This window comes from Pandoraea capi (assembly GCF_902459735.1).
Lineage (GTDB): Bacteria > Pseudomonadota > Gammaproteobacteria > Burkholderiales > Burkholderiaceae > Pandoraea > Pandoraea capi.
The window spans coordinates 38,448-64,968 of record NZ_CABPRV010000011.1; the positions used below are offsets into that span (position 1 = coordinate 38,448).

The 26,521-nt window shown below is 64.2% G+C and carries 20 protein-coding genes and 1 pseudogene; 3 read left to right on the plus strand and 18 right to left on the minus strand.

The features are described 5' to 3' along the window. Window positions 1-14 precede the first annotated feature (14 nt). Window positions 15-2,690, minus strand: coding sequence for a bifunctional lysylphosphatidylglycerol flippase/synthetase MprF (mprF, locus tag PCA20602_RS20265; protein ID WP_174981388.1), 2,676 nt, complete (start codon window positions 2,688-2,690; stop codon window positions 15-17). Window positions 2,691-3,546: 856 nt separating this feature from the next. On the opposite strand from mprF, the gene PCA20602_RS20270 reads away from it, so the two are divergent. Beyond that, a complete protein-coding gene (locus PCA20602_RS20270; RefSeq protein WP_174981379.1) occupies window positions 3,547-4,704 on the plus strand; it encodes a serine hydrolase domain-containing protein in 1,158 nt (385 codons plus the stop codon). On the opposite strand, the gene PCA20602_RS20275 is transcribed toward PCA20602_RS20270, so the two are convergent. Next, on the minus strand, window positions 4,676-5,071 hold the full coding sequence (locus PCA20602_RS20275; protein WP_150722739.1) for a GIY-YIG nuclease family protein: 396 nt from the start codon (window positions 5,069-5,071) through the stop codon (window positions 4,676-4,678). The two genes, PCA20602_RS20270 and PCA20602_RS20275, sit on opposite strands and share 29 nt — an antisense overlap. Before the next feature lie 218 nt (window positions 5,072-5,289). On the opposite strand from PCA20602_RS20275, the gene PCA20602_RS20280 reads away from it, so the two are divergent. Further along, window positions 5,290-6,762, plus strand: coding sequence for an SLC13 family permease (locus tag PCA20602_RS20280; RefSeq protein WP_150722740.1), 1,473 nt, complete (start codon window positions 5,290-5,292; stop codon window positions 6,760-6,762). Here PCA20602_RS20280 and PCA20602_RS20285 read toward each other — a convergent pair. The 10 genes from PCA20602_RS20285 to PCA20602_RS20330 all read right to left on the minus strand — a co-directional run bounded on the left by PCA20602_RS20285 (window position 6,726) and on the right by PCA20602_RS20330 (window position 18,430). Further along, window positions 6,726-7,160 carry a hypothetical protein gene (locus PCA20602_RS20285; RefSeq protein ID WP_150722741.1) on the minus strand — a complete coding sequence of 145 codons (435 nt, stop codon included), beginning with the start codon at window positions 7,158-7,160 and terminating at the stop codon, window positions 6,726-6,728. The two genes, PCA20602_RS20280 and PCA20602_RS20285, sit on opposite strands and share 37 nt — an antisense overlap. An 81-nt stretch (window positions 7,161-7,241) precedes the next feature. Beyond that, window positions 7,242-7,940, minus strand: coding sequence for a hypothetical protein (locus PCA20602_RS20290; protein ID WP_150722742.1), 699 nt, complete (start codon window positions 7,938-7,940; stop codon window positions 7,242-7,244). A gap of 76 nt (window positions 7,941-8,016) precedes the next feature. Beyond that, window positions 8,017-9,537 (minus strand): type III secretion system translocon subunit SseC family protein, encoded by a 1,521-nt coding sequence (gene sctE / locus PCA20602_RS20295; RefSeq protein WP_150722743.1) that lies wholly within the window; start codon window positions 9,535-9,537, stop codon window positions 8,017-8,019. Further along, complete coding sequence (locus tag PCA20602_RS20300) at window positions 9,534-10,058, minus strand: tetratricopeptide repeat protein (protein ID WP_150722744.1); 525 nt, start codon at window positions 10,056-10,058, stop codon at window positions 9,534-9,536. Before PCA20602_RS20300 ends, sctE begins: the two co-directional genes overlap by 4 nt. Next, complete coding sequence (locus PCA20602_RS20305) at window positions 10,055-10,699, minus strand: hypothetical protein (RefSeq protein ID WP_150722745.1); 645 nt, start codon at window positions 10,697-10,699, stop codon at window positions 10,055-10,057. Before PCA20602_RS20305 ends, PCA20602_RS20300 begins: the two co-directional genes overlap by 4 nt. A 62-nt stretch (window positions 10,700-10,761) precedes the next feature. Beyond that, on the minus strand, window positions 10,762-11,301 hold the full coding sequence (locus PCA20602_RS20310) for a hypothetical protein (protein ID WP_150722746.1): 540 nt from the start codon (window positions 11,299-11,301) through the stop codon (window positions 10,762-10,764). Between the two features lie 13 nt (window positions 11,302-11,314). Then, window positions 11,315-11,785 carry a hypothetical protein gene (locus PCA20602_RS20315; protein WP_150722747.1) on the minus strand — a complete coding sequence of 157 codons (471 nt, stop codon included), beginning with the start codon at window positions 11,783-11,785 and terminating at the stop codon, window positions 11,315-11,317. 254 nt (window positions 11,786-12,039) lie between these two features. Beyond that, entirely contained in the window at window positions 12,040-15,714 is a 3,675-nt protein-coding gene (locus tag PCA20602_RS20320; RefSeq protein WP_150722748.1) for a hydantoinase B/oxoprolinase family protein, read from the minus strand. A 262-nt stretch (window positions 15,715-15,976) separates the two neighbouring features. Further along, the gene (locus tag PCA20602_RS20325) at window positions 15,977-17,302 is read right to left on the minus strand and encodes an MFS transporter (RefSeq protein ID WP_150722749.1); all 1,326 of its coding nucleotides are present in this window, start codon (window positions 17,300-17,302) and stop codon (window positions 15,977-15,979) included. A 306-nt stretch (window positions 17,303-17,608) separates the two neighbouring features. Further along, on the minus strand, window positions 17,609-18,430 hold the full coding sequence (locus tag PCA20602_RS20330; protein WP_281354665.1) for a putative hydro-lyase: 822 nt from the start codon (window positions 18,428-18,430) through the stop codon (window positions 17,609-17,611). Window positions 18,431-18,654: 224 nt separating this feature from the next. On the opposite strand from PCA20602_RS20330, the gene PCA20602_RS20335 reads away from it, so the two are divergent. Beyond that, window positions 18,655-19,587 carry a LysR family transcriptional regulator gene (locus PCA20602_RS20335; protein WP_069344600.1) on the plus strand — a complete coding sequence of 311 codons (933 nt, stop codon included), beginning with the start codon at window positions 18,655-18,657 and terminating at the stop codon, window positions 19,585-19,587. A 36-nt stretch (window positions 19,588-19,623) separates the two neighbouring features. On the opposite strand, the gene PCA20602_RS20340 is transcribed toward PCA20602_RS20335, so the two are convergent. The 6 genes and pseudogenes from PCA20602_RS20340 to PCA20602_RS20365 all read right to left on the minus strand — a co-directional run bounded on the left by PCA20602_RS20340 (window position 19,624) and on the right by PCA20602_RS20365 (window position 26,508). Beyond that, the gene (locus tag PCA20602_RS20340; RefSeq protein WP_174981383.1) at window positions 19,624-19,992 is read right to left on the minus strand and encodes a cytochrome C oxidase subunit IV family protein; all 369 of its coding nucleotides are present in this window, start codon (window positions 19,990-19,992) and stop codon (window positions 19,624-19,626) included. A gap of 8 nt (window positions 19,993-20,000) precedes the next feature. Continuing rightward, the gene (locus tag PCA20602_RS20345; protein WP_150722750.1) at window positions 20,001-20,690 is read right to left on the minus strand and encodes a heme-copper oxidase subunit III family protein; all 690 of its coding nucleotides are present in this window, start codon (window positions 20,688-20,690) and stop codon (window positions 20,001-20,003) included. Between the two features lie 56 nt (window positions 20,691-20,746). Continuing rightward, entirely contained in the window at window positions 20,747-21,373 is a 627-nt protein-coding gene (locus tag PCA20602_RS20350; RefSeq protein WP_150722751.1) for a cytochrome c oxidase subunit 3, read from the minus strand. Beyond that, window positions 21,370-23,247 (minus strand): cytochrome c oxidase subunit I, encoded by a 1,878-nt coding sequence (gene ctaD / locus PCA20602_RS20355; protein WP_246182260.1) that lies wholly within the window; start codon window positions 23,245-23,247, stop codon window positions 21,370-21,372. Before ctaD ends, PCA20602_RS20350 begins: the two co-directional genes overlap by 4 nt. 545 nt (window positions 23,248-23,792) lie before the next feature. Further along, a pseudogene (locus PCA20602_RS20360) lies at window positions 23,793-24,911 on the minus strand (cytochrome c oxidase subunit II); the annotation flags it as partial. A 271-nt stretch (window positions 24,912-25,182) separates the two neighbouring features. Continuing rightward, window positions 25,183-26,508: a hypothetical protein gene (locus PCA20602_RS20365; RefSeq protein WP_150722753.1), complete on the minus strand. Its 1,326-nt coding sequence runs from the start codon at window positions 26,506-26,508 to the stop codon at window positions 25,183-25,185. Window positions 26,509-26,521: the final 13 nt, after the last annotated feature.

Below are 26,521 nucleotides of genomic sequence, written 5' to 3' on the forward strand. Positions count from 1 at the left end.
ATTCGCGTTGCGCGTCATTTCGCAATCATCCCTTTCCAGCCGCCGCCCACGAGCGACGCCACATCGGCGAGCGTCAGCATCGGTGCGATGCCGCCCGGCGTCATCAGATAGCGTGTCTCCCATTGCGGATCGAACTTTTCCTTGAAGCTGCGCAACCCCCGGAAGTTGTAGAACCGCGCGCCGTGCGCAAACATCATCCGGCCAAAGCGATGCCAGCGAGGCGCGAGCTGGTGCGTCTGCATGCCGGACATCGGCGCCATGCCGAGGCCGAAACGCTGATACCCCTGCGCCTTGAAATGCAGCATCAGCTTCGCGAACAGGAAGTCCATCGTGCCCGGCGGGGCATCAGGCACCTGACGCATCAGATCGATGCTCGCTTCGATGCGCTGCACGTCGGGACACATCAGCGTGGCGAACGCCACGAGCCGTCCCTCGCGACGCACGAGCGCCACCGGCTGACGGGCGACGTATGCATCGTCGAACGCACCCAGCGAGAACCCCTTCTCGCGCGTGTGCTGCCGGGCCAGCCAGGCCTCCGACACCGGGCGCATTTCGGCGAGATACGGCGCCACCGCTTCGGGCGGCACGATCTCCAGCGTCAGGCCCTCGCGTTCGCCGCGCGTCACGCCATGACGCAGATTCGCGCGACGCGAGCCTTGCAGACCGAAATCCGGCAACGAGACGAACGCCTCCTCGCCGAGCTTGAACGCGCGTAGTCCGGCGTCGATGTAGAGCGGCAGTGCCTGGGGCCGCGTCTTGTAGAACGCCGCGCGTCCCCCATGCGAGTCGGCCAGTTCGATGAAGCGCCAGATCAGCTCCGGCCACTCCTTCTGATCGCCGACCGGGTCGGAGAGCGACACCCACGAGCGGCGATGCTTCGCGTACATGATGAAGGCGTTGCCGGATGGCGAGAACAGGAAGCTCTTGTCGCCCATGAGCGCGAGGCACGCATCGGCGGCGGGTTGTTTGCGCACGATGGCCTTCGCGCGCGCCAGTTCGTCCTCGGTGGCGGGCACCATCGCGCCCGGCGACTGGCGCAGCAACTGCCACAACGAGAGGCCAAGACCGATCACGGCAACGACCATCAATGCACGCATCGAGCGCGGCGCGTCGCCATCGAACGTAAACTGCCACCAGAGCTGATTCGCGTAGCCGACGCGCCGGTACGACATGAACATCAGCCAGGTACATGCGCCCAGCACCGAGAGCACGGCAATGATCCAGCCCGGCTCGAACGATTGCGTGAAGAGCGACGAGCGCCGGTCGAACTGCTTGCGCGAGACGAGCAACAGTGTCGCGAGCACCGCCAGCACGAACAGCTCCGACAGCGCGATGCCCTTCGGAACGGCCAGCACCGCCGCGATGACGGTCAACGCCAGCGAACCCCACCACGCCGCGTCGAGCCGGTGCAGCAGACCGCGCGCCAGGAACAGCATCGACAACCCCGCCACACTGCCCAGCAAGTGCGACACCTCGACAAGGAGCAACGGCACATGACGGCGCAGGAAGTCCTCGGCGTCGCGCGTGGCCGGCGTCACACCGGAGATCAGCAACATGACACCGGCGACGAGCGTGAGCGCCGCCAGCAGGCCGGGGAAGAGGCGTACGGCCGCACGTCCGATGGGGGCGGCGGGCCCCTGACGAAGCTCGAAACCGGCCAGCAGGCACGCGGCGAGCATCAACGGCAGCAGGTAGTAGATGCCGCGATAGAGCACCAGCGCCCCTGCGACCTGACTGATCGGCGCATGGCCGTTCGTTGCGAGCAGGATCACCGCCTCGAACACGCCCACGCCGCCCGGCACGTGGCTGAGCACGCCGAGCGCCATCGCAATCGCATAGAAGACGACGAAGGTCGGCAGGTCGACCACACCGGCGGGTAGCAGGCACCACAGGGCCGCAGCGGCCATGCCGAGGTCGGCGGCGGAAATGACCAACTGACGCAAGGCCAGCCGTAGCGGCGGCAACGGCATCGACCAGCGCCCGAAGACCGCCACAGTGCGTTTGCGTGCGCACAGCACAAGGAACGCCACCGTGCCCGCGAGCAGCAGCAGGGCGAACAGTTGCAGCATCCACGCGGGAATCGGCACCAGCGCCGAGACGCGCGACGCCCCCCACAACATCCCGAGCGAGCCGAACACCGTCATGCCGAGGCCGAACGCCCCGGCGTTGAACGCGACCGCCTGCGCAACCTTCGAGGCATCGACGCCGGCGGCGGCATACATTCGCATGCGCACGGTGCCGCCCGTGAGCACGCCGAGGCCAACGGAGTTGCCCAGCGCGTAGGCGATGAACGAGGTCAGCACGACCGTCGAACGCTTGACCTTGGCCCCGGCAAACGCGAGCCCGGAGATGTCGTAGCCGGTCAGTGCCGCGTAGCTCGCCAACGTTGCCAGCATGGCAAGCACGAGCCGCGTCACCGGTGTGTCGTGGATGGCCGCGATCACGTTGTCGTAATGCACGTGCCGCAGCATGTGGTGCAACGCGTCGAAGACGAACAGACCGAGCAGGAGGACACCCGCGACGATCAACCACGGACGCGCCGCGCTCAACGGGAAGCGTCGCAGCAGACGAATGGGTGCGGGGAGCGCGAGCCAGGCCGCCTCTACCGGCGATGGGGCCGGGGAAGACGTGTCAGACGCGCCGGAAGTGCCGCTCGCGGGCGTGGCGGGGTTACCGGGTGTATCGGGAATACCGGGAATACCGGGACTACCGGGTGTATTCGGAATATCGGGCGGGTTGCCGTCGCCCCCGCCGGCGGCGGACGCCACAGCGCTGGGACCTGCGTTGGCCGTGGATGTCGAGGAAACGGCCAGAGAAGAAGCGTTATCGGCGGGCCGGCTCGGGCGCGCACGGGGCGGTTCAGTCATGTTTCGGTCGATCCTTCGGCCGGCACGACGTCATCTGCGAGACGCCGCCCTCACGGCCTGTGGGCGAGTCGGCGCCTGTCGGTCGGGGAGATAGCTTACACCGCGATGCGTAACAGGTCTCGCGGAGGTCTTGCCGGTGCACCACTGACACGCGCGCCGCCGTCAAGCTTCCATCGACGGCAAAGCCCCGTGCGACGGGCGTTTACCCGTCGATCTCCTACGATCTCTCGCGACTTGAGGCAGTTTTCGCAGCGCAATATCGGTGACGTTCGTCAGCACAGCCCCCGTCGCGCGGGTGCGGGACGGCACGATTGCGTCCGACTATTGATCGATTGGCGCGATATATGCAACTTAATGTAAAATGCGCGGGTTTTACTGGGTACTTACCCGAAGTTTTTCCTAAACTTCGATTTCGAATATCGCCGCAGTGCGGCACGTGTGCACTCCGAACCATTCCGACTCCGAAGAGAGTCGATCCGGGGTTCGAAGTTTTGTGCACGGGGGGAGTGAACGAATGAACGTCGTACGGCGCCGCCGTCCGACAGGGGCACGTAATACACAAAAAGCTGCGCAGTCGGCCATGCGGCGCAATTCGCATGCCATTGCGCAAGCTATGGGGCACGCTGGCGCGTCTGCACGCCGTGTTGTCCTGACGATCCTGTTGGGCACTGCCACATTCATGAGCACGAGCGTCGCGCTCGCGCAGACATCTCAGTCACCGCTGACGCCGGCCAATGCCGAGCCGTCGGCGACCGGTGCCGCCACGGCCAGCGCCAACAGTGCGGTCGTCGCCCTGCCTTCGTCTGGGGCGGCCACGGCGATCAAACCGGCGGTACCGATCGGTCAGTCGACCATCACGCAGGGGGTGGCGCAACTCAAGGAGCGCTACAACCTCTCGCACGTCTGGCTGCGTACCGAGACGGACGGTGGCGTTGCATTGGAGGCCGCAACGCCGGGCGACGACGTCCAGCAACTGCTGCCCGTGGCCAGCTTGTCGAAATCGGTGACGGCCATCGGCATTGCGCTGCTCGTGCAGCAGGGCAAGCTATCGCTGGATGCCAAGCTCGGCGAGTTGCTCGACGTCTACTCGAAACAGCACGGCAAGCCGCTCGACCCGAGCTTGCGCGAGCTGACCGTGCGGCGTCTGCTCGCGCACCGGGCGGGGCTCGCGACGAACGGCTTCAACGATCCGGTCAACGGCCTGTTCAGCGGCCTGGCGATTCGTCGCGTGGGTGGCAGTGCCGACTTCTTCAACTATCTCGACGCGGGCGACGCCGGCCACTCGACGGGGCGTTCCGACTTCGTGTATTCGAACGTCTCGTATCTGTTGCTCGGGATGGTGATCGAAGCGGTATCGGGCGAGGACTACAAGGACTTCTGCGAGAAGTTCATCTTCGCGCCGCTCGGCGTGACGGATGCGAAGCTGCCGGACAGCTGGCGTCTGCTGGCGCCGTTCGCGGGCTGGCAGATGTCGACGGGCGCGTTGCTCAAGGTGTGGCGTGTGTTCGACATCCGCCGACCGAGCCTGCTCACGGAGAAGACGCTGCGCGCGCTGTTGCTCGACAAGCAGTCGGGGCCGGTGAACTCGGATCGTGATGTGTATTACACGCTGGGGGTGTTCATGCTGCCGGGTGCGGGCGACCGGAGTTATCGCATCAGTCACGACGGCATCGCGGACTTTTTCCGCACCCAGTCGACTTATTACACGGTGGTGGAAAAGACGGTGCCGGGCGACAGTTGGGCGCTGGTGGTGTCGCCGATTCCGTCGCGCGGTCAGTTCGGCGCGATTCAGCGCGACGTGCGCCGGATCATTCGTCAGGCGCGTCTGGTCCCTTGAGGCCGGTTGCGTCGGTCCTGGCGACGGCATCGTCGCCGGGACCGCAAAGATCCGTGAGATCGCAAACGTAGGTCCCTGCGATCAGACCGCGCTTCTGCGACGCGGTCAGTTGCTTGATGCGGTACTCGGCCCGCGAGGCCGCCGAGCGATCGGCAAACGAGAGCGAGAGCAGAATGCGCGAGGGCGGATACGCCCGCGTGAACCGCGCCCCCTTGCCTGCGACATGCGCCGCATAGCGCGCCTCGACGTCAACCGTTATCCCGGTATAAATCCGTCCACCCGCACACTCCAGCAAGTAGAGAAACCATGGTTTCGGTGGTGGGGTGACGAAGACTTCGTCTTCGACTCTGTTAGTTGCTTCTTTCACGTTCAACGCACGCTCACTCACTTGACGACCAGGGCGGCAGCGCCGACAGAAGCATCGCCCACGACGACTCACCTTCCGTTCGAGCCAATCTGGCGCAAAGCGGCCAATTTACTCCCGAAATCGCAACTTTCGAACGAAATGATTTCATTATTCCCGCGAAGTCGCATCTTGGGGTAACGTCACACATCCACTGGCCCAACACGAAAACGACAAGCGCCATGACCGAGTCCGTTGCACCGGAGACACCTCACCCATCCCCGTCCGCGCATGCGGCCGACGCCGCGCGACGCGAGCGCTTGCGGGCTCGCCTGCGCGCACTCGGTGGTTACGCCGCCTATGCCGCGCTTGCCCTTGCTCTCTGGGCGGCGAGCCACGGTAGCACAACGCTGGGATTGTCGCCGACGGCTGCGCAGGCCGCCGTGCTCGTGCTCTTCACGATCGGCGCATGGGCGTTCGGCCTGTTTCCCGAGCCCGTCACGACCCTCACCTTCTTTCTGCTCGCCGTGCTGCTCCACGTAGCGAAGCCGGAGGTGATCTTCGCAGGCTTTCACTCGGCGGCGTGGTGGCTCGTCTTCGGCGGCGCCGTGACCGGGCTCGCCGTTCGCACGACCGGCCTGGGTTCGCGTCTGGCATCGACCGTCTTCGCACTCAAACGTCCGACGTACCCGCGCTACGTGGCGTCCGTGCTGATCGCGAGCGTGGGGCTCGCGTTCGTCATGCCTTCCACGACCGGGCGCATTCTGCTGCTCATCCCCATCGTGCTCGCGCTCGCGGACCGCATCGGTCTCACCGAGGGACGTCGCGGCCGCACCGGCCTCGTGATGATGGTCGCCGCCGCCAGCTACATGCCGCCGACGACGATCCTGCCCGCGAACATCCCGAACAGCGTGTTGATGGGCGCCGCCGACTCGTTCTACGGCGTGAAGCTGCATTACGCGCCGTACCTGCTGTTGCACTTCCCCATTCTCGGCGCGCTCAAGGCCGCGATCCTGATCTGGGTCGTCTGCCGGCTGTTCCCGGACGACGGCCCGCTCACGAACACTGCCACCGCGACACCTCCGCCGTTCACCGCCGACGCGCGACGTCTGTCCATTCTGCTCGCGCTCGCACTCGCCGGCTTCGCCACAGACGCCTGGCACGGCATCTCCCCCGCGTGGATCTCGGTGGCCGCCGCCATTCTCTGCCTGCTGCCCGCGATTCACATCGTCACGCCAAAGATTTTCACCGATCAGATGCAGATCACCCCGCTCATCTACGTGGCGGGATTCCTCGGTGTCGGTGCGGTGGTCGCCGATACGGGACTCGGAGAGAAAGTCGCGCGGCTCTGTCTGGATGCCGTGGGCATGGTGCCCGGCACACCGGTCATCAACGCCGCATGGCTGATCGCGATCGGTGCGGCCATCGGTCTCGTCGCCACCCTGCCGGGTCTGCCCGCCGTGCTCACGCCGCTCGCGGGGCAACTGTCGACGGCAAGCGGCCTGCCGCTCTACACCGTGCTGATGCTGCAAGTGCCGGTCTTCTCGACGGTGCTGCTGCCGTACCAAAGTCCGCCGATGATGATCGCGATGCACCTCGGGGGCGTGGGGATGCGAGACGGCACGCGTCTGACAGTGGCGATGACGCTCATCACGCTCGTACTGCTGTTCCCGCTCGATTACGTCTGGTGGCGCGTGCTAGGCATGCTGCCGTAGTCCGCCACCGCGCTCGACGATGTGCCGCGCGTCGTCATGTGACGCGTGGGCACGCCGTGCGAATCGCGACAGAACACGAGCCAGCGATCGCCGTCTTCCTCACGCCAGAATGCGCCCTCGCGCTCGAGAATTGCACCCAGCCGCAAACGCATGTCGCGGCGCTTCGGGTCGCTCACGCCCGGCAGGATCATGCCGCGCACGTAGCTCAGATGGGGCACGGTGCGAAGCAGCGTCCGGATCAGCTGACAGAAACGCCGCACCGCATGCTCGCCGGATCGGGCTTCGGCGTGAAGCCGAAATTCGGTGATCGTCAGCACGTTGCCGGCGGCGAGCTTCTCCAGACGAAGACAAAGGGACAACTCGCCGTTTTCGACGCGTTGTCCCTTGATGATATGCATGCGTTCGCAAACCTCTGCGCGCGCCGTGAAACGGTGAGTCCTGAAAAATGCCGCAACGGCGCGCTCGCAGACTGTCATGGCTTAGCGAATCGTGTCGTACATCTTCGTGACCTGCTGTCCGATCATGCCGTACATCGAACGCGACACATCGCGGATATCGGCACTCGTCGCGTCGATCCGCTGACGCAGCCGCTCGTTGGTTCGCCGGGTCTCCTCCGAGAGCGACATCTCGAACTCGCCGAGCACGTCGTTATCGCGACCGGCCAGCGCGTCGTCGTTGGACACCACGTCGAACGGTGACTTCACGAACTGACTCGCACCCTTGGTCGTTTCCCCCACCGCAGTCCCCACCACGCGCAGCTTGCCCAGCTCACCGCCGAACCCGGCGGCGCCGGAACCGACGCCCCCGACCAGCGAGAAGCTGCCGGAGACGATGCCGCCGATGGCCGACATCAGGCCCGAGTTGTAGTGCGACCGGTTGGCGTTGAACTTCTCCGCGCGTGCCGTCAGCCCACGCTCGAACACCATCGAATCGTGACGCGTGCGGTAGGCCTGATCGGTGTTGCGCTCCGCGACCCGCATCGAGAGGAACAGCGCGATGAGCATCTGCGCCGATTGCAGGCCGTCGACCTGCTCGCGAAGGCGCGGCACAACGCCCGTCATACGCGATGTGCCGACGTTCGCCTCGCCTGCCGTCGAGCGGTGATTGATGCCAGATGCGACGTCGCCCGCCGAACCGAAATTCGCGAAGGTGAAAGCGCAATGCATAGTCGTCGTCATGTCCTGCTCCAGAATGAGTCGGCACGACGTGTCGCCGTGCCGTGGATTTCAAATGATTTCAATGTGTCCGGGTGCCTTATGCGCGCGCCGACGACGCCGCCATCCGGATGCGCATCTCGCCCGTCTTCTGCACCTGCTCCCCCGTGGATACGGCAATGTCGTTCTGCTGCCCCACCAGCGTTTCCATGCGCTTTGCCGTCTGCTTCTTGTCGTCGCCGTTCATCTGCATGAGCATCTGCAACCACATCATGTCGACGGAGAGATCGCGCGCTTCGTTCTGCAATTTCGCGCGCTGCACGCCGACGATGCCTTGCCCCAGCGCATTGGCGCCCGCGAACGTGCCGCGCACCGCGTGGGACAGCGACCACGAACCCCGCGCCAGCGCGAAGTAGCCTTGCGTGTTCATGCGCGACGTGAACGAGCGGGTCAGCCCCTTCGCGCTAACGCCCTTACCACGCGCGACCTGTTTGGCCGCCGTCTTCGCCACTTTGTCGAAGGCGCGCGACGCCATCTTTTCGATCATCTGCTGCGTGAACTGCTCGGCCATGCGGTTGAACCCCGCACGCGCCAGCCGACGTGCGCTCTGCGTGCCGCTCTGAAGCAGCGATCTGCCCACGCGCTTGCCGACTTCGTTGCCGATCACATAGCCGATCTCAGAGACCACCCGCGTCTTGATCGCATCGACGGCGGCCTTGTCACCCGACTTCACCGCTTGCTCAAGCGCTTCGGCAGCACCGGCCTTGAAGACGCGGCTGGCGGCCTTCGTCGTCGCGCGCTTGGCGAGGAACCCCTTCACCGACGTGCCGAAGCCCACGACCATGCCGAGCATCTGGAACGCCAGTTGCGCATGCCCCCACTTGGCCGCTTCCTTCTCGTGATACGCCGCGTTCTTCGGATCGGTCAGCGCCATCGTCTTGTGATAAGCCGCGCCCAATCCCGCGATCCCCGCGCCGACGTCGGCCACGCCGCCCGCGATCATCATGGGATTCATCGTGAGTACGCCCGTCACGACCTTCACTGCGCCGACCACGACATCGACGGCGGCGATGAGCCAGTCGAACACGACCCCGAAGATGCCGCCCTTACGGGCCTGATTCGCGTCCTCGGTTTTCGCATCCATCTGCTCGCGATACTTCTGAATGTCTTCCTGACGTAGCTTGTCCTGCCGCTCTGCGAGCAACTCCAGGGCGCGCTGCGTCGACTTCGCCGTATCGCCCAGCGAGTCCATCGCGATCATGGACGCCAGCATCGCAAGCGTGGACGGATCGACGTTTTCAAGCGCGGCGAGATCCGAACCCTGCGTCGATCCGTTGGCAAGACTCGACGACCGCAACGCGCTCGCAGCCAGGCCACTGCCGATGGTCAGCAGGCGGTTCAACATGCGGGAGAATGCGTCGTTGGCGTCGCGCCAGTCGGCGCCGCCCGGCGTGTCGGGGGTGAAGTCCTCGGTAGCGAGCCAGTCCTGGCGCTGTCGACGGGCGCGAGAGGCGTCCGCAGATTCGAGCGCTTCCTGTGTCCCGTTCCCCGTAGACACCGCGTCGACGCCACCGGCTGCAATCGGCGCGTAGCCCGCGCCTATGGAGTGAATGACTGTCATGATGAAGTGGGTTCCGTGTTGCGGTTGAGTGCGTCGCACCGGCCCCGGGCCGAGCGCGCGAGTGTTTCGTGTTGGGGCAGTTGTGCGCAGATACGCAGCGTCGCGCGATACGACAGTCCCGCAAAAGCGAAATTGCCCATGTGCTCGTAACTGATTCCGGCGAGATAGGGCGGACGCGGATCGGATGCACAGATCACGCCCGCCTTCGCGAAGCACGGCAACGCCTGTTCGTGCTGTCCGAGACGCTGATAGCAAAGCCCCAGCCCGTACCAGTCGTCGAACGACCATTGGTCGAGCGTCGCGAGAATGAAGTACACGCGCTGAGCGCGCGCGACATGCCCTTCACGGAAGCGCTGCGCAGCGTAGGCCCGCACACTTGCGATATCGGCCTCATCGAGATCTGCGAGCATGCGCAACGCGCCGCCGCGCTCGAAGAACCGCGAGAGAATGGCCGGCGCATCGGGGGGGTGCTCGCCAGCGTCAACCGACGATGCGACGTCCGGGACCTCCGGCGTGCTCACGTGCGCATCGACCCGTTGATCTGGTTGAGCTGCGAGCCTTGCGACGAGTAGATGGTGTTCACGAGCGTCGACGCGCCGTTGTATTCCTGAAGCTTCTTGTTGATCTTGATCTGATCGACGGTACGGCTGTCGGACGCCTTCTCGACAAACCCTTCCGCCGCCGCCTTGAGCGCACGAAGGTTCGCGGCAGAGTATTCGTTATTGGTACCGGTCGGCGCCTGATAGCCGCTCTCGCCGAGGCGCTTGCTGCGGCTCTCCCATTGCATCAGCGTCTTCTTCGTTCCGTTCTGGTCGACGGTAATCTCGATGCTGTGCTTGTCGAAGAAGCCGCGCACCCCATCGCCGAGCGCGACCTTCTTCGAGGTATCCGAGCCGATGTCGTTGATCAGCGATTCGATCTGGTTGGCGGCGTCGCGCGCTTCCTGCCCTTCCTTCTGGCGGCTTTGCATCTCCTGAATCATGTTCTGCGCTTCGCCGTTGTTCATCTCCATCATCAACATGGCGTAGGCGGCGAGCGTACCGTGGAAGTCGAGCTTCTGGACCACGCCGCCGATGGAGACATCCCGGATCAAGCCGCCCATGAGCGGACTATTGAACGAAGCGGTACGCAGCGACGAGTTCGTGCCGGACACAAGAGTCATAACGTTGGGTTCCTGAAAAATGAGGTCAATCGAGACAGCGAAATGCCGGTCGTGGGCGCAGCTCAAATGCTGCTCACGAGCCTTTTCATGATTTCGCCGAGTTTGGAGACGACGGCGTTGTACAACGTGAGGGTGTTGTCGTAGCGGGTCACAAGACGCTTGAGTTCGATCTGCGCGCTCGTGCTCGACGCGCCATCGTTCGCCGCGAGCGATTGAAGCTTCGCGCCAAGGCTTTGCAGACCCACTGCATCGAACGACGCCTCCGCCGCGTGCGAAGCCACCAGTCCGTGACGCACGGCAAAGTCACGCAACGGCTGTGGCAACTGCTGCGGACTGCCGCCCGCGCTCACCCGCTTTTCCATCGCTGCCACCGATGCGACAAACGCACCCGCCTCGCGAGCGACAGCCATGCGAGCCTGCGCGTTCGCCAGCCACGCGTTCGCTTGCGTCTGCAAGTCACTCAGACGGCCGTCGGCCACGGCGATCGTCGAGAGCAACGGATCGTCGGAACGGGAAACGGCGGAAGGAAGCGACGCGGTGCCGGACACGCCCGGTGCATGGAAATACATGCGCGACGCCTGCCCTTGATGTCGATAGATCATGAGCGGCTCCGCATCAGGCGCACGTCCGACGCCGAAACGGCGCGCGTTTGATGGGTTGCCCCGGCTTTGCGTCACCGTGCAAAGCGGACGTTGGGGACGTCGGGGACGATGGAGACGATGCGGAGAACGAGGATGCCGTCGACGAAGCGGCCGACGCGCACGCCATCGGCGAGTCGGCCATCAGACGCTCGACGCTATGCGTGAGCGCCGCCGACATGCGACGTATCTCGCGCTCGTCGCGCCGGAAGTCTTCGCTGTGCACCAGCGCTTCGAGTCGCTGAAGTTTTTCGCGGGCCTGCGGTGTATCGGTCGCTTCGAGACGTGCGACCTCGTCGAGTACCGACTGATACTCCTGCATCTGCCGGTGCAGCTTCTGCCCCACGCCTCGCATTTCGGCGCATACGCGCTCGTATTGGGCGATGACATCGTCCGTCCCCGCGGACTCGGGTACAGCGTGGGAAGGTTGTTGCGACGACTCAGACATGAAAGCGCCTCCGTACGTTGCGGTCAGTCAATTCAGACATGTCGCATCGTACGGAGGCGTGAGGGAACCGCCTTTGCAAAGCCCGTCATCGCTTCCGGGAACCGGCCTCACTTCAGTCATTTCCCAGTGACGCCGAAGTTACGCGCATCGCGTTGCACGATGCGCTGTCACTTTATCCGGCGGGACGTGCCGACGAAGCCATCACGTCGACGTCCGCGTCTGCGGTGATCGAAGGGCGTTGCCTTAACTTGCGCTTACGCCTGACCGAAACCGCCGCCTCCCGGGGTCTCGACGACGAAGATGTCGCCCGGCTGCATCTGCGTACGTCCGATGTGCGCCAGATCCTCGCGTGAACCATCCACGCGTTCGACGTAGTTCGCACCGAGCGCCCCGTTGCCGCCGCCCTGCGCGCCGAACGGTGCGTGCACTCGGTTATTGGAGAGGATCGACGCGGTCATCGGCGTCAGGAAGCGAATGCGTCGCACCGCGCCGTTCCCGCCTTGCCAGCGTCCCTGACCACCCGAGCCCGTACGAATGCGGTGGCTTTCCAGACGCACCGGATAGCGCCACTCCAGCACTTCCGGATCGGTCAGACGCGAGTTCGTCATGTGCGTCTGCACGGCGTCGGACCCGTTGAAGCCGTTGCCCGCTCCGCTGCCGCCCGAGATGGTCTCGTAGTACTGATACGTCTCATTGCCGAACGTGAAGTTGTTCATCGTGCCCTGGCTCGACGCCACACTGCCCAGCGCACCGTAAAGCGCGTTGGTGATCGCCGACGACGTCTCCACATTGCCCGACACCACCGCCGCCGGGAACACCGGATTGAGCATCGAGCCTTGCGGCACGATCACCGTCAGCGGCTTCAGGCAACCGGCGTTGAGCGGGATATCGTCATCCACCAGCGTACGGAAGACGTACAGCACCGCCGCCATGCACACCGCACGCGGCGCGTTGAAGTTGTTTGGCAACTGGGCCGACGTACCGGTGAAATCGATGGTCGCGCGCTGCGTGGCCTGATCGACGCGAATCGTCACTTCGATGACGGCACCGTTATCCAGCGGATAGCGATAGTGCCCGTCGGCGAGCGCACCGATCACGCGACGCACGGCGGCTTCCGCGTTGTCCTGCACGTGCCCCATGTAAGCGAGCACGACATCGCGTCCGAACTCGCCCACCATGCGGCGCAGTTCGTCCACGCCCTTCTGGTTCGCCGCCACCTGGGCGCGCAGATCGGCCATGTTCTGGTCGATGTTGCGTGCGGGATAGCGTGCGCCGCCGAGCAGTTCACGCGTCTCGCGATCGCGCAGTTCACCGGCAGCCACGAGTTGCCAGTTATCGATCAGCACGCCTTCTTCTTCCACGTGTGTCGAGTCGGGCGGCATCGAGCCCGGCGTGATGCCGCCGATATCCGCATGGTGACCCCGCGAGCCGACGTAGAACAGCGGCTCGGGCGCGCCCACGCGCGTGGCGTCGTCATCACTCGCGACGAACACCGGCGTAATCACCGTGACGTCCGGCAAGTGCGTGCCGCCGTGATACGGATCGTTGAGCATGAAGACGTCGCCTTCGCGCATCTTGCCGCGATTGCGCTCGATCACGGTCTTGATGCTCTCGCCCATCGAGCCGAGGTGCACCGGCATGTGCGGGGCGTTGGCGATGAGATTGCCATCGCGGTCGAACAACGCGCAGGAGAAGTCCAGACGTTCCTTGATGTTCACCGAGTACGCCGTGTTTTGCAGACGCAACCCCATCTGCTCGGCGATCGACATGAAGAGGTTGTTGAAGATTTCCAGACGCACCGGATCGGCTTGCGTACCCAGACCACGCTGGGTCTCGCGCGGCACCACACGCGTGAGCACGAGATTGCCCTGCCCCGTCATTTGCGCTTGCCAGCCCGGCTCGACCACCGTCGTACCGCTCTTTTCCGCAACGATCGCCGGACCGTCGATGGTGTCGCCCGCGAGCAGCGTGTCGCGCTCGAACAGCGACGCTTCGTGCCACGTGCCGCCCGCGTACAGCTTCACCTGATCCACCGGCTGCGGCACGCCCGACGTGCGCGCTTGCAACGGCGTGATATCGACGGGGGCGTCCGACAGGCCGATCGCCTCGACCGACGCCACTTCGACGATGAGCGCCGCGCCATCCATCAGGAATGAGTAACGCTGACGATAGGCGGCTTCAAACGCGTCACGCATTTGTGCCACGCTGCCGAACGGCACAGCGATCGCCGAGTCCGTGCCCGCGTAGCGCACGTGAACGCGACGCACCGTCTCGATGCGTGCGGGCGGCACGCCTTGCGAGAGCAGCACGTTCACGGCTTCGTCGGCGAGCGCGCCAAGCGCGTCTTCCAGTGCGACGAGACCGTCGTCCGCCAGCGGCGCTTCGATCATGCGCTCGCGCATGGCGGTCTGATCGGCCAGCCCCATGCCGTAGGCCGACAGCACGCCTGCCAGTGGATGCGCAAAGACCTTCGTCATACCGAGTGCATCGGCCACACCGCAGGCATGCTGACCGCCCGCGCCGCCGAACGTCGTCAGCACGTAACGGCTCACATCGTGACCGCGCTGCACGGAGATCTTCTTGATGGCGTTGGCCATCGCGCCGATGGCGATTTCGAGGAAGCCTTCCGCAAGGGCTTCAGGCGTCTGACGACGTCCCGTCGCCCGCTCGATCTCGGCGGCCAGCGCGGTGAACTTCTCGACCACGACATCGCGGTCGAGCGGCTCGTTGGCGTTCGGGCCGAAGACCTTCGGGAAGTGTGCCGGTTGAATCTTGCCGAGCATGACGTTGCAGTCCGTGACCGCCAGCGGGCCGCCGCGACGATACGCCGCCGGTCCCGGATTCGCACCGGCCGAGTCCGGCCCCACGCGCAGACGCGTGCCGTCGAACGACAGCACCGAACCGCCACCGGCGGCCACCGTGTGGATGCTCATCATCGGTGCGCGCATGCGCACACCGGCGACCTGGGTCTCGAACACGCGCTCGAACTCGCCGTTGTAATGCGAGACGTCCGTCGACGTACCGCCCATGTCGAAGCCGATCACGCGTTCAAAGCCCGCAGCGCTCGAAGCTCGGACCATGCCGACGATGCCACCCGCAGGACCCGACAGGATGGCGTCTTTGCCCTGAAAGTTGTCGGCGCGCGTGAGCCCTCCGCTGCTCTGCATGAATTGCAGATTCACACCGGGCATCTCTTTCGCGACCTGCTCGACGTAGCGGCGCAGAATCGGCGACAGATACGCGTCGACGACCGTCGTATCGCCGCGCGAGACCAGCTTCATCAGCGGCGAGACTTCGTGGGACACGGAGATCTGGGCGAAGCCGATGTCGCACGCCATCGCCGCAAGCTTCTTTTCATGCAATTGATAGCGATAGCCGTGCATCAGCACGATCGCCAGCGCACGAATGCCCTTGGCGTAGATGGCTTCGAGCGCGAGGCGCGCCGCGTCGAGATCCAGCTCGCGCACCACTTCGCCGTGCGCCCCGACGCGCTCGTCGACTTCCACCACTTCCGCATACAGCGCTTCGGGCAAGGCGATGTCGAGATCAAACAGACGCGGGCGATTCTGGTACGCAATGCGCAATGCGTCGCGAAAGCCGTGCGTGGTCACCAGCGCGAGCGGTTCGCCCTTGCGCTCAAGCAACGCGTTGGTCGCCACGGTCGTGCCCATCTTCACCATGTCGACCAGCTCGGGCGTGATCGGCTCGCCGACCGCCAGTCCCAGCAGATGACGGATACCGGCCACCGCTGCGTCGCGATACTGCTCCGGGTTTTCGGAGAGCAGCTTGTGCGTGACGAGCGAGCCGTCCGGGCGGCGCGCCACGATATCGGTGAAGGTGCCGCCACGGTCGATCCAGAACTGCCAGCGCGAAGCGGTCTGATGCGCAGGGGCGCGGTTTTGGGCGGAGGGCGTGAGAGCGTTCGTCATGGTGTCACTCGCAAAGCAAAGGTCAAACGAGAATCAGAAGAGAGAACGACACGTTGTCGTATCGTCTCCCGTTATCGGTCTTTCAATTCGCAGTCCGAAACACAGGACGCACGAATCCCGGCGCGGATCCATTCGGAGGTCACCGGACGGATCCTCACACTAGCGATTTCGCTATCGGGAGAGGTTCAACAGAGCGCATCTGACGCGGCAGCGACGGCTGCCGCGGTGGATCATTGGCACATGTCGTGCGGTCGTTCGGCGATCAGTGCGTGCGTGTCTCGAGCGAGTCGAGTTCACGACCGCGCGTCTCGGGCAGCGTGAGCGCTGCGAGGATCAGCACGCCGTACGCCACACCGGCGAAGATGCCGATCGTCGTCCCGAGACCGTACTCTTTCGAGAGCATGCCGATCAGGAACGGGAACAGCGCACCGACGGCGCGGCCGACGTTGTAGCAGAAACCCTGGCCGGAACCGCGAACACGCGTCGGGAACAGCTCCGTCAGGAACGCCCCCATGCCGCTGAAGATACCCGAGGCGAAGAAGCCGAGCGGGAAGCCGAGCCAGAACATGGCGCTGTCAGTCAGCGGCAGCGACGTGTACGAGAACGCGATCACCATCGAGCCGACGGCGAACAGAATGAAGTTCGGCTTGCGACCCAGACGATCCGTCAGATACGAGCTCGCCAGATAGCCGACCCACGAGCCGAAGATGATCATCGCGAGATAGCCGCCGGTGCCCATCACCGTGAGATGACGCTCCGTCTTCAGAAACGTGGGCAGCCACGTCGTGATCGCGTAGTAACCGCCTTGAGCGCCGGTCGTCAGCAGCGCCGCACGGATCGTCGTCGACAGCAGCGCGGGGCTGAAGATCGCCGCCATACCGGGCGCGTCCTCCGACTTCGTCTGCTTGGCCTTCTCCTTCTGGTACACCTCCGGTTCCTGCACGTAGCGACGGATGAACAGCACCAGCAGCGCGGGCAGCAGACCGATCAGGAACAGGGCGCGCCAGGCGAGATCGCCGGGCATCAGCGAGAACAGCACCGAGTAGAGAATCGCCGTCAGACCCCAGCCGATGGCCCAGCCCGACTGCACGAGACCCACGGCTTTGCCGCGATCGCGAGCGCGAATCACTTCACCGATGAGCACGGCGCCGGCCGTCCATTCACCCCCGAAGCCGAAGCCCATGAGCGCGCGCGCGGCGAGCAGTTGGTGGTAGTTCTGCGCGAGACCGCACAGCCCGGTGAACACGGCGAACCATAGCACCGTGAGTTGCAGCGTGCGCACGCGGCCGATGCGGTCCGACAGAATGCCCGCGACCCAGCCGCCGAGCGCGGAAGCGAGCAGCGTGAGCGTGCCGATGAAGCCCGCGTCGGCGAGGCTGATGCCCCACGTCGCGACCAGCGTCGGAATGACGAAGCTCAGCATCTGGGTATCCATGCCGTCGAGCATGTAACCGACCTTGCAGCTCCAGAACGCGCGCTTTTCGCGCGGCGTGGCGTCGCCATACCAGCCGAACAGGCTGCCGCTGGCTTCCGCGGGGGCGGAGGCATTCGACGCTGCGGGGGGCGCGAGTGGGGTTTTGCTTTCCATGAGAAAAAGACTCCGGTGATGTCCTGACTTGCCGTGTGTTGCACTCGGGCCGCGCTCATCCGATAGGCGTGAGTCGTCACCGGCGGGCAACACCTCTCCCGCCGCAGCCCTTCATGGCGCGGTTCTTTTGTTAATACGTGATACTTGTTGACGCGGGTGATGCAGGGGTTGATGCGATGCGAAGACGAATGTCCCGAAGCGAATACATCACATCGAATACGTTGTGCAAAAACGTCGAAAGCTCACTCTCGACGCGCCCGGACACTCGCACTCATGCAAGCCGCCCCGTGCGCGCCGGTGTCGCCATCAGAAGACGGCAAGCGAGGCGTTCGGAATATCCGTCATCAGCATGTAACCCGGACGATGCGCAATCGCGAGCGGCAGCTTCGCACCCATGAGCGCCGTCTGCGGGGTCACGCCGCAGGCCCAGTACACCGGCAGTTCGCCATCGCGAATGGTCACGGCGTCGCCGAAATCGGGCTTCGACAGGTCCTCGATACCCAGTTCGGCCGGATCGCCGATATGGATCGGCGCGCCGTGCACGCCGGGAAAACGCGTGGTGATCTGTACGGCACGAATCGCATCGGCGCCCTTCATCGGGCGCATCGACACGACCAGCTCGCCGCCGAACTTGCCTGCGCGCTGGTTGGCGATCCTGGTGCGATACATCGGCACGTTGCAGCCTTCGTCCACGTGACGCAGCGGAATGCCCGCCTTGGCGAGCATGTCCTCGAACGAGAACGAGCAACCGATGGCGAACACCACGAAGTCGCTCTGCCAGAACTCGGCGAGGTTATCGACCTGTGCGTCGAGCTTGCCGTCGCGATAGACGTTGTAGCCCGGCACGTCGGTGCGGATATCGACCTCGCGACCCAGCGACGGCACGTGCCATTGGCCCGGCTCGCCCACGCCCAGCAACGGGCACGCTTTCGGGTTGCTCTGACAGAAGCGCAGGAAGTCATGCGAGTGCGCCACCGGCAGGATAGCGAGATTCGCCTGCGCGAAGTCGCCGCAGTAGCCGGCCGTCGGACCACGGAACTGCGCCGAGCGCACCGCCTGACGGAATTCGTAAGGCGTGATGGTCTCGCGCTGCGAAGTGAAGTCGTGCGGGGTGGCGCGTTGGTTCATGACGGATCCTGCATCCTGCGTTTTGGGGGAGATGCCATGGCGGCATCGGATAGGCAGAAGCATAGAAAGAAAAAAAAGTTATCGCTAACGAGTTTTTGTTCGCACCGCCGTATAGAATTTCTTAACGACCTCGGGGGTTTTCCCGAGGTTCGTTGCATTTATTTTCACTGCCCCGTTCACCGTACATTGCGTGATTTGGGCAGCTTCCCAGCTCGCAGCCCCTCATGAACACGCGCTTTCTCGAAACGTTCGTCACGCTCGCCGTCCTGCGCAACTTTCGCGCGACGGCCGCCGCCCTGCACGCCACGCCGGCTGCCATCTCGCAACGGCTCAAAGTGCTCGAAGAGGAATTGAAGACGGAACTGGTCGATCGGGAAAGCCGCGAGTTTCGTCTCACGCCGAACGGCGAATATCTGCTCGGGTATGCGAAAGCGGTCGTGGAGGCGGCGCGACGTCTGCAAGCGGCAGCGTCAGGCGAGAGCACCTTGCGCGGACGGTTACGGCTCGGTGTGATCGAGACCGTCGTGCATAGCTGGCTGCCGAACTACCTGCGACGCCTCGCCGCCGACTACCCCACCCTCGAAGTCGAGTTGACGGTCGACGTCTCCGTGCAATTGCAGCGCCGCCTCATGGCCGACGAACTCGATCTCATCATTCGCGTGGAAGGCAGCGACGACAGCAGCGTGGTGTGCAACGCCCTCGCCAACTATCCGGTGCACTGGATTGCGCGCAAGGGAATGTTTCCGAACACGCGCAGCGGGCTCGCGAAGCAAGTGCTTCAGCATCCGATCCTGACGTATGGGCGCGGCACGGCGCCGCATCGTGCGCTCGAAGACATCGTGGCCAAGCTCGCGGGCGTGCACGGCGTGCCGCTCTCGGAAACGCGCGTGACCGGATCACCCTCGATTGCCGTGATCGTGCAGCTCGTGCGCGACGGCTTCGGCGTGGCGGCGATTCCGCGTCTGTTCGTCGACACGCTGATCGCGAATGGTGAAGTGGTGGAGTTGCCGTTGCAGCCCGCACCGCCGTCCATCGTCGTGTCGATGTCGCGCCGCGCCGATGCGCCACTCTTCGTTCACGGCGCGGCGACTGCCGCACGCACGGCATGCGCCGAGTACTGCCAGAAAAGCGATCGTCGTCTGGTGGAATTGTTGTGAGGGCTTGAGGTATTCAGGTCTGCGTGCGTCTGCGATTCAGCGGAAATGCGCCAATCGCGTGACGAACGTGAAATCGGCTTCCGCCGCCATCAACGCCATGAGCACGAGCAACGCCAGCGGCGGAATCAGGATCGCGTAGACGAGCGCGAGACGCTCCCATCGCATGTGCATGAACACTGCCACGATCAGGCCCGCTTTCGCGACCATCAGCGCGAGGATCAGGCCCCATCGCAGCACGCCTTGCAGGTTCGCGTAGTCGACGAGATACGAGAGCGTCGAGAGCACGAACAGCAGCCCCCACACCTTCAGATAAAGGCCAACGGCGTGTTGCTGTCCGGTGTGTTCCACCGGCGTGACCGGGGGTGCCGGCGACGCAGCGTCGGCCGGTGTCGCAGCGGATTGCATCGCTCCTCCTACCAGAGATAGAACAGCGCAAAGATGAACACCCACACGAGATCGACGAAGTGCCAGTAGAGGCCCGCGATCTCCACGAGTTCGTAGTTGCCGCGTCGCTCCAGCGTGCCGTTGAGCACTTTGCGCATGACGGTCAGCAGGTAGATCACGCCCGCACTCACGTGTAGTCCGTGAAAGCCGGTGATCATGAAGAAGCACGCGCCGAACTGCGCCGCCCCCATCGAATTACCCCACGGACGAATACCTTCGTGCACGATCAGATTCGTCCATTCGAACGCTTGCATGGCGACGAAGGCGATGCCGAGATACGCCGTCGCCAGAATGCAGGCGGCGGTCTTGTCGCGGTCGCGTCGATAGGCGTAGTTCACCGCCATCGCCATCGTGCCGCTGCTGGTGATGAGCACGAACGTCATGATCGCGATGAGCAGCAGCGGCACCGGATGACCGTTCACGTTCAGCGCGAAAATCTCCGCCGGATTCGGCCAGGGCGCGGTCGTCGACATGCGCACCGTCATGTAGCCGATGAGGAAGCTGCTGAACACGAAGGTGTCCGAGAGCAGGAAGATCCACATCATCGCCTTGCCCCACGGCACGCGAAACGCTGCGCGATCTCCCGCCCAGTCGGTGACGACACCGCGCCAGCCGTCCGGCGGCTCGGCAGTCGTGGCTGCTGACGACGAAGTGTTCACGATACGACTCCTATGCAACGCCTCCCGGCTCGGCCCGGCACCTGCGGATCACGGGATCACGCGCCGGTGCCGCAAAGCCGCTGCGCAATCTCGGGCGTGAGGTTGACGATGGCCGCGAACAGCACCACCCACAGCACGAACAGAAAGTGCCAGTACTGTGCGGTCAGCGACAACCGTTGCGCGCGGGCCGCATGTGACATGCGATGCGACGCGAGCAACGCCCACGCCACCATCCCGCCGAGCAGATGCAACGCGTGCAGGCCGGTGAGCAGGAAGAAGAAGCTGTTGGCCGGATTGCCGCTCACGCCATAACGACGCATCGTGAGGTCGTGCCACACCCAGACCTGCCCCACGATGAACCCCAGCGCCAGCACACCGCTCGCGCCCCATTCGCGTCGCGAGCGACGCAGTTCGCCGTGGCGGGCCTGCGACGCCGACGATTGCATCACGATGCACGCGGCGGCCAGCAGGCCGGTATTCACCCACAGCGCATTGACGGGCGGCAACGGGCGCCAGTCACCGAGACTCATGCGCATCACGTACGCCACGAGCATCAGCCCGAAGAGCATGCCGATCACGCCCATGAGCCACCAGAGCGCGACCTGCGATGCCGACCGTCTGCGCGGCTGTGCCACGGGTGCGCCGCCGGGCGGCATGGGGGGCCAGGACGGAACGGGTTTCATGGCGTCGCTCCTTTCGGGGCATCCGGCGGTGGCGTGCGTGATGCGGGCGGTTCGGATTGCCCGGGTGGCGCGGCGGGACGGCGATGCAGCGCCGCCGAGTCGCCATGCACCAGCGTGGCCGGGCGTCGCGGGTCCGGTGCGAGGTTCTGCGGCACGAAGTCGTCGATATCGCCCGGCACGCTGTACTCGTACGGCCAGCGATACGCCACGGGTAGCAGCGGACCCCAATTGCCGTGCACGGGCGGCACTTGCGGCGTCTGCCATTCGAGCGACGCCGCACGCCACGGATTCGCGCCGGCGAGCTTGCCGTGCCGCACGCTCCACGCGAGATTGAACAGGAACAGCAACTGTCCGAGCGCCACCCCGAACGCCGCCACCGAGATGTAGGTGTTCATCGTGTGCGCCGAGTCGGGAATGAAGCTGTAGTTCTGAAACTCGTAGTAGCGACGCGGCATGCCGAGAATGCCGAGGTAGTGCATCGGGAAGAAAATGGCGTAGGTGCCGAGAAACGTGATCCAGAAGTGCCACTGCCCGAGGCGGTCGTTAAGACGTCGGCCGGTCACGAGCGGATACCAGTGATAGATGCCGCCGAAGATTACCAGCAGCGGCGCCACGCCCATCACCATGTGAAAGTGCGCCACCACGAAGTAGGTGTTCGACAGCGGCATGTCCACGCTGACGTTGCCGAGGAACAGCCCGGTGAGGCCGCCGATACAGAAGGTGCTGATAAAGCCGATGGCGAACAGCATCGGCACCGTCAGATGGATGTCGCCGCGCCACAGCGTGAGCACCCAGTTGTAGACCTTGATCGCGGTCGGAATCGCGATGATGAGCGTGGTCGTCGCGAAGAGAAACCCGAAATACGGATTCATGCCGCTGATGAACATGTGGTGCGCCCACACCACGAACGACAACGCGCCGATGGCGAGAATCGCCCACACCATCATGCGGTATCCGAAGATGTTCTTGCGCGCGTGCACGCTGATCAGATCGGACACGATACCGAACGCGGGCAGCGCCACGATGTAGACCTCGGGGTGACCGAAGAACCAGAACAGATGCTGAAACAGCAGCGGGCTGCCGCCGCGATAGTCCAGCGGCTGCCCCAGCGATACGATCGCCGGCATGAAGAAGCTCGTGTGCAGCGTCTTGTCGAGCAGCATCATCACGCCGGAGACGAACAGCGCCGGGAAGGCGAGCAGCGCGAGCACCGTCGCCATCACGATGCCCCAGACGGTCAGCGGCATGCGCAGCAGCGTCATCCCCTCGGTACGCGCTTGCAGGGCTGTGGTGACGTAATTAAGCCCGCCCATCGTCGCGGCGACGATGAAGATCACCAGGGAGATCAGCATCAGCACGATGCCCCACTCCGTGCCCGGTGTGCCGGGCAGGATGGCCTGCGGTGGATAGAGTGTCCAGCCGGCGCCGGTCGGGCCGCCCGGCACGAAGAAGCTCACCATCAGCACGACGACGGCGAGCAGGTAGACCCAGTAACTGAGCATGTTCAGGAACGGGAAGACCATGTCGCGCGCGCCGACCATGAGCGGAATCAGGTAGTTGCCGAACCCGCCGAGGAACAGTGCGGTGAGCAGGTAGATCACCATGATCATGCCGTGCATGGTGACGTACTGGTAGTAATGGCTGGCGTCGATGAACGAGAACTTGCCGGGGAAGCCGAGTTGCAGACGCATGAGGTTGGACAGCACGAGGCCGACCAGTCCCACGGCAATGGCCGTACACGTGTACTGCACGGCGATCACCTTGTGGTCCTGACTCCAGACGTATTTCGTCCAGAAGCTTTGCGGGCCATGCGCACCTGAACCGTAGCCCCCTGCGTGGGCGGCGGAGTTGTCGTTGTCGGCATTGCCTGTCATGACCAACCTCCCGGTGAAATCGCTACGATTTCCTGTGATTGCCGGTGCGCGGCGCACAAGCGCTCATCGCACCGGACCGTCTATGGCGCCGGACGGATCATCGGCACGCTTGGCTGGACCGGCCCGGACGGCTGCGGACCGGTGGACTGCCGCGGCGGTATCGCCAGCGGCGGCGCCGTTGTCCTTGAATCGTTCTGCAACGGCAGGCCGGGCGTGCCGCCCGAGCGGCGCGCGGGCTGCGACGGCGCCTGAGCGCCGTTGCCCGACGACGGCGATGACGGTGTGAGCGGCGCGTACTGCGCCGGCGGACGCGGTGTCAGCGGCGTGTTCTGCGCATTCTGCGCGAGCGTCAGCGCGGCGGTTTGCGCGGACGGTGAGGCGTGTGCGGCGCCCGACGCCATGGCCAGAGGCAAGATCGCGACGGCAGCGGCACGTTGAAGAGGTTTGAACATATCGACCGAAGAAAAGGCTATGGGTTGAGTCGGTTGAGCTGACTGAGCTGACTGAGCTGATGGAGCTGATGGAGCCGAGGGCGCGGGGGCATCCGGCTTCGCCGACGGGCTCGCGCCCAGCGTCCGGATGTAGGCAATCAGCGCCTTCAGTTCGTCGTCGCTCAGCTCCACTATAGGCATGATCGGCGCAAAGCCTCTGGGTACCCGCGCCGTTGGATTGCGGATGAACGTGGCGAGGTAAGCCTCGTCGACGTGCGCGGAGCTACCGTCCTGAAACGTCTCCGTCTTGCCGTAGAGACCGTGCCATGTCGGTCCGACGCCGGGCGAGCCATCCACCGAATGGCAGCCCGCGCATCCCTTGGCCTGCGCGAGCAGCTTGCCCTTCGCCGCAAGCGGATCGGCCGCCCCCGCCCCGGCGTGCTTCGCCTGCAATGCCGCGAAGGTCGGTAGTGTGGCCACCCAGGCGTCGTAAGCGGGCTTGTCGTCGACGACCACCACGCCGCGCATGTTCGCGTGCCCGACGCCGCACAGTTGCGCACACAGGATGTCGAAACGCCCGGTGCGCGTCGGTGTCAGCCACATCTGCGTGACCATCCCCGGCACCATGTTCATGCGCGTGCGAAACGGCGGGACGTAGAAATCGTGCAACACGTCTTTGGCGCGCAGCAGCAATTTCACCGGCTGCCCGACGAGCAGATGCAGCTCCGGGGCATCGACGATGCGGTTGTCCTGATTGGCGGGATCCCGGGGATTCAGGCCCAGCGGATTGTCGGCGGTGACATATTGGGGGTCCGAAGTGCCCAGCCGCCCGTCCGGTCCCGGCAGCCGGAAGCGCCATTGCCACTGCTGGCCGACGACCTCGACCACGCGGGCGTCTTTCGGCGGATCGATGAGTTTGGCGTAGACGAACAGTCCGGGGGCGAGCATGGCCGCGATGCCGATGGTGGTGATACCGATCAGCCAGGCTTCGAGGCGGCGGTTATGGGGCTCGTACGCCGCCCGATGCCCGTCGCGATGCCGATAGCGAAAGATCGCCCATGCCACGAAAAGATTGACGACAACGAAGGCCACGCCGGTGATCACCAGCGTAATCGTGAGGGTGTCGTCCATCTGCCGCCAGTTCGACGCCAGCGGGGTCAGCCACCACGGACTCCAGAAATGAAAAGCGAGCGCGGCAGCGACGACGACGATCAGGAGGACGGGTAGCGCCATGGCACGCTCGCCCTCTCCCGCGCATACCGACAGGACAATGGGCCGCTTAACAGCACTATCGTTATCATTGGCGCCCTCCTCTACGTGCGGCAACCAATGTGTGTCGGGGGTCGCCGCAACGCCGTAGCCAAGAGCGGCGGGGGCCGCCATTTCTGGCTACGTTTCTAAGGCTAGTTCGAGAATGCCGTCTGTCAAGGTAGGGTGAACCGAGTGGCGCCGTATACGCAAAACGGGCCGCCAGGCCCGTTTCAATCTCGTTGGTAGAGAGAACTTACGACGTTGTTGCAGTGCGGCGCTCGAAAAATCTCAGCACCGTCGAATACAGCTCCTTGACGTGGGTCTGATCCGCGGGCGCGTACTGCGCGACGCCTGAACTGAAATACGAAAATCCGGTTTGCTGGTGCATACCGTTCTTGATCGCCACGAAGGCCACTTCCGGCGCGAGCGGCCACTCCTTTGCATCCAGGGTCACACGTAGATTTGCATCGATTTCGTGCGGGTAGGTCAGCGTTACGAAGAGGCTGTCCCCGCGGTTATCGATCTCGCCGAATATCGGAGTGCCGTCCTTGACTGTCGTCACGCTGAACAACCGCGCCTGTGCAGCTGCGGCCTGCTCGGCGGAGTCGAACGTCAGCAGGAAGTCGCGTGTCATGCGAGGCTGAATCGACTTGACGCGAATCCCGAGCTTGTCCATGAAGCTCGCATGATCCTTCAGGCGGTAGTAATACTTCACCCGGTCGTACGGCTTTTGCGACAACCCTGTGGCAACAATCACTTCCGTGTTCTCGAAGCTGAGGTAGTCGGCGACCAGCCGGTCGTAGACCTCGAGCATTTCCGCAATCGGGTCGACTTCTCCCGACACGTACCACGCCGGATTCGCAATCTTCGTCTTGCCCTTGACGATTCGGGAGTTGAAGAAATAGTGGTGCTGGATGTGCGCGCCGGCATTCAGGAACACGGTGGAAAAGTCGGGCGCATTCGCACGGAACAGTTTCGCGTGAATATCGTGGAGCAAGAGATCGAGCACGAGCGCCTTTCTCCACGACGCTCCCTTGCTCGTGGCCACGAGCTTGGCATACAGGCCATAGTGCTTCGGCTGCGCGAAACGCAGCAGCCCCAATGCGAGATGCATGGCGCTCTTGAACGTAATGCGCGCCTGAGCGTTGTCGTTGACCGTCTGCGACACGGCTTCGGTCAATACACGACTCCACCAGGAGCCATCGCTCGGTGTTGCCGTCCACGGATCGGGAATGAAATATGCCGGCGCATTCAGACGATTTTCCGCGTTCATTGCGGACACGCAGCCGACCCGCAGGCCGTTGCGCTCAAGCTGCTCGAACAGTTGCGGCACATTTGAACCGACGATGTCGCCGAGACGGAAAATGCCATGTTCGGCATACGTCTTGCCACTATGCACCGAAGCCCATTGAATCCAAGGCTCGATCTCCTCGTAGTTCTGTTCGCAGGTGGAACGAACACCCGCACCCGAAATCAGCTTTGCCAAAGCGGGGAAACGGCCCGGGTACTCCCGGACGTAATCTGCCGCGATATCGAAATTGATTTCGTTCAACTCGACGAGAACGAGTCGTTTACGCACTGAGGATTGTGAA

Excerpts from the sequence above, each read along its gene's own strand:
- PCA20602_RS20285 (WP_150722741.1), bottom strand. The coding sequence starts at position 7,160 with ATGCATATCATCAAGGGACAACGCGTCGAAAACGGCGAGTTGTCCCTT.
- PCA20602_RS20330 (WP_281354665.1), bottom strand. The coding sequence starts at position 18,430 with ATGAACCAACGCGCCACCCCGCACGACTTCACTTCGCAGCGCGAGACC.
- sctE (WP_150722743.1), bottom strand. The coding sequence starts at position 9,537 with ATGACAGTCATTCACTCCATAGGCGCGGGCTACGCGCCGATTGCAGCC.
- PCA20602_RS20340 (WP_174981383.1), bottom strand. The coding sequence starts at position 19,992 with ATGCAATCCGCTGCGACACCGGCCGACGCTGCGTCGCCGGCACCCCCG.
- PCA20602_RS20350 (WP_150722751.1), bottom strand. The coding sequence starts at position 21,373 with ATGAAACCCGTTCCGTCCTGGCCCCCCATGCCGCCCGGCGGCGCACCC.
- PCA20602_RS20305 (WP_150722745.1), bottom strand. The coding sequence starts at position 10,699 with ATGACTCTTGTGTCCGGCACGAACTCGTCGCTGCGTACCGCTTCGTTC.
- ctaD (WP_246182260.1), bottom strand. The coding sequence starts at position 23,247 with ATGACAGGCAATGCCGACAACGACAACTCCGCCGCCCACGCAGGGGGC.
- PCA20602_RS20320 (WP_150722748.1), bottom strand. The coding sequence starts at position 15,714 with ATGACGAACGCTCTCACGCCCTCCGCCCAAAACCGCGCCCCTGCGCAT.
- PCA20602_RS20290 (WP_150722742.1), bottom strand. The coding sequence starts at position 7,940 with ATGACGACGACTATGCATTGCGCTTTCACCTTCGCGAATTTCGGTTCG.
- PCA20602_RS20335 (WP_069344600.1), top strand. The coding sequence starts at position 18,655 with ATGAACACGCGCTTTCTCGAAACGTTCGTCACGCTCGCCGTCCTGCGC.
- PCA20602_RS20325 (WP_150722749.1), bottom strand. The coding sequence starts at position 17,302 with ATGGAAAGCAAAACCCCACTCGCGCCCCCCGCAGCGTCGAATGCCTCC.
- PCA20602_RS20270 (WP_174981379.1), top strand. The coding sequence starts at position 3,547 with ATGAGCACGAGCGTCGCGCTCGCGCAGACATCTCAGTCACCGCTGACG.
- PCA20602_RS20315 (WP_150722747.1), bottom strand. The coding sequence starts at position 11,785 with ATGTCTGAGTCGTCGCAACAACCTTCCCACGCTGTACCCGAGTCCGCG.
- PCA20602_RS20310 (WP_150722746.1), bottom strand. The coding sequence starts at position 11,301 with ATGATCTATCGACATCAAGGGCAGGCGTCGCGCATGTATTTCCATGCA.
- PCA20602_RS20280 (WP_150722740.1), top strand. The coding sequence starts at position 5,290 with ATGACCGAGTCCGTTGCACCGGAGACACCTCACCCATCCCCGTCCGCG.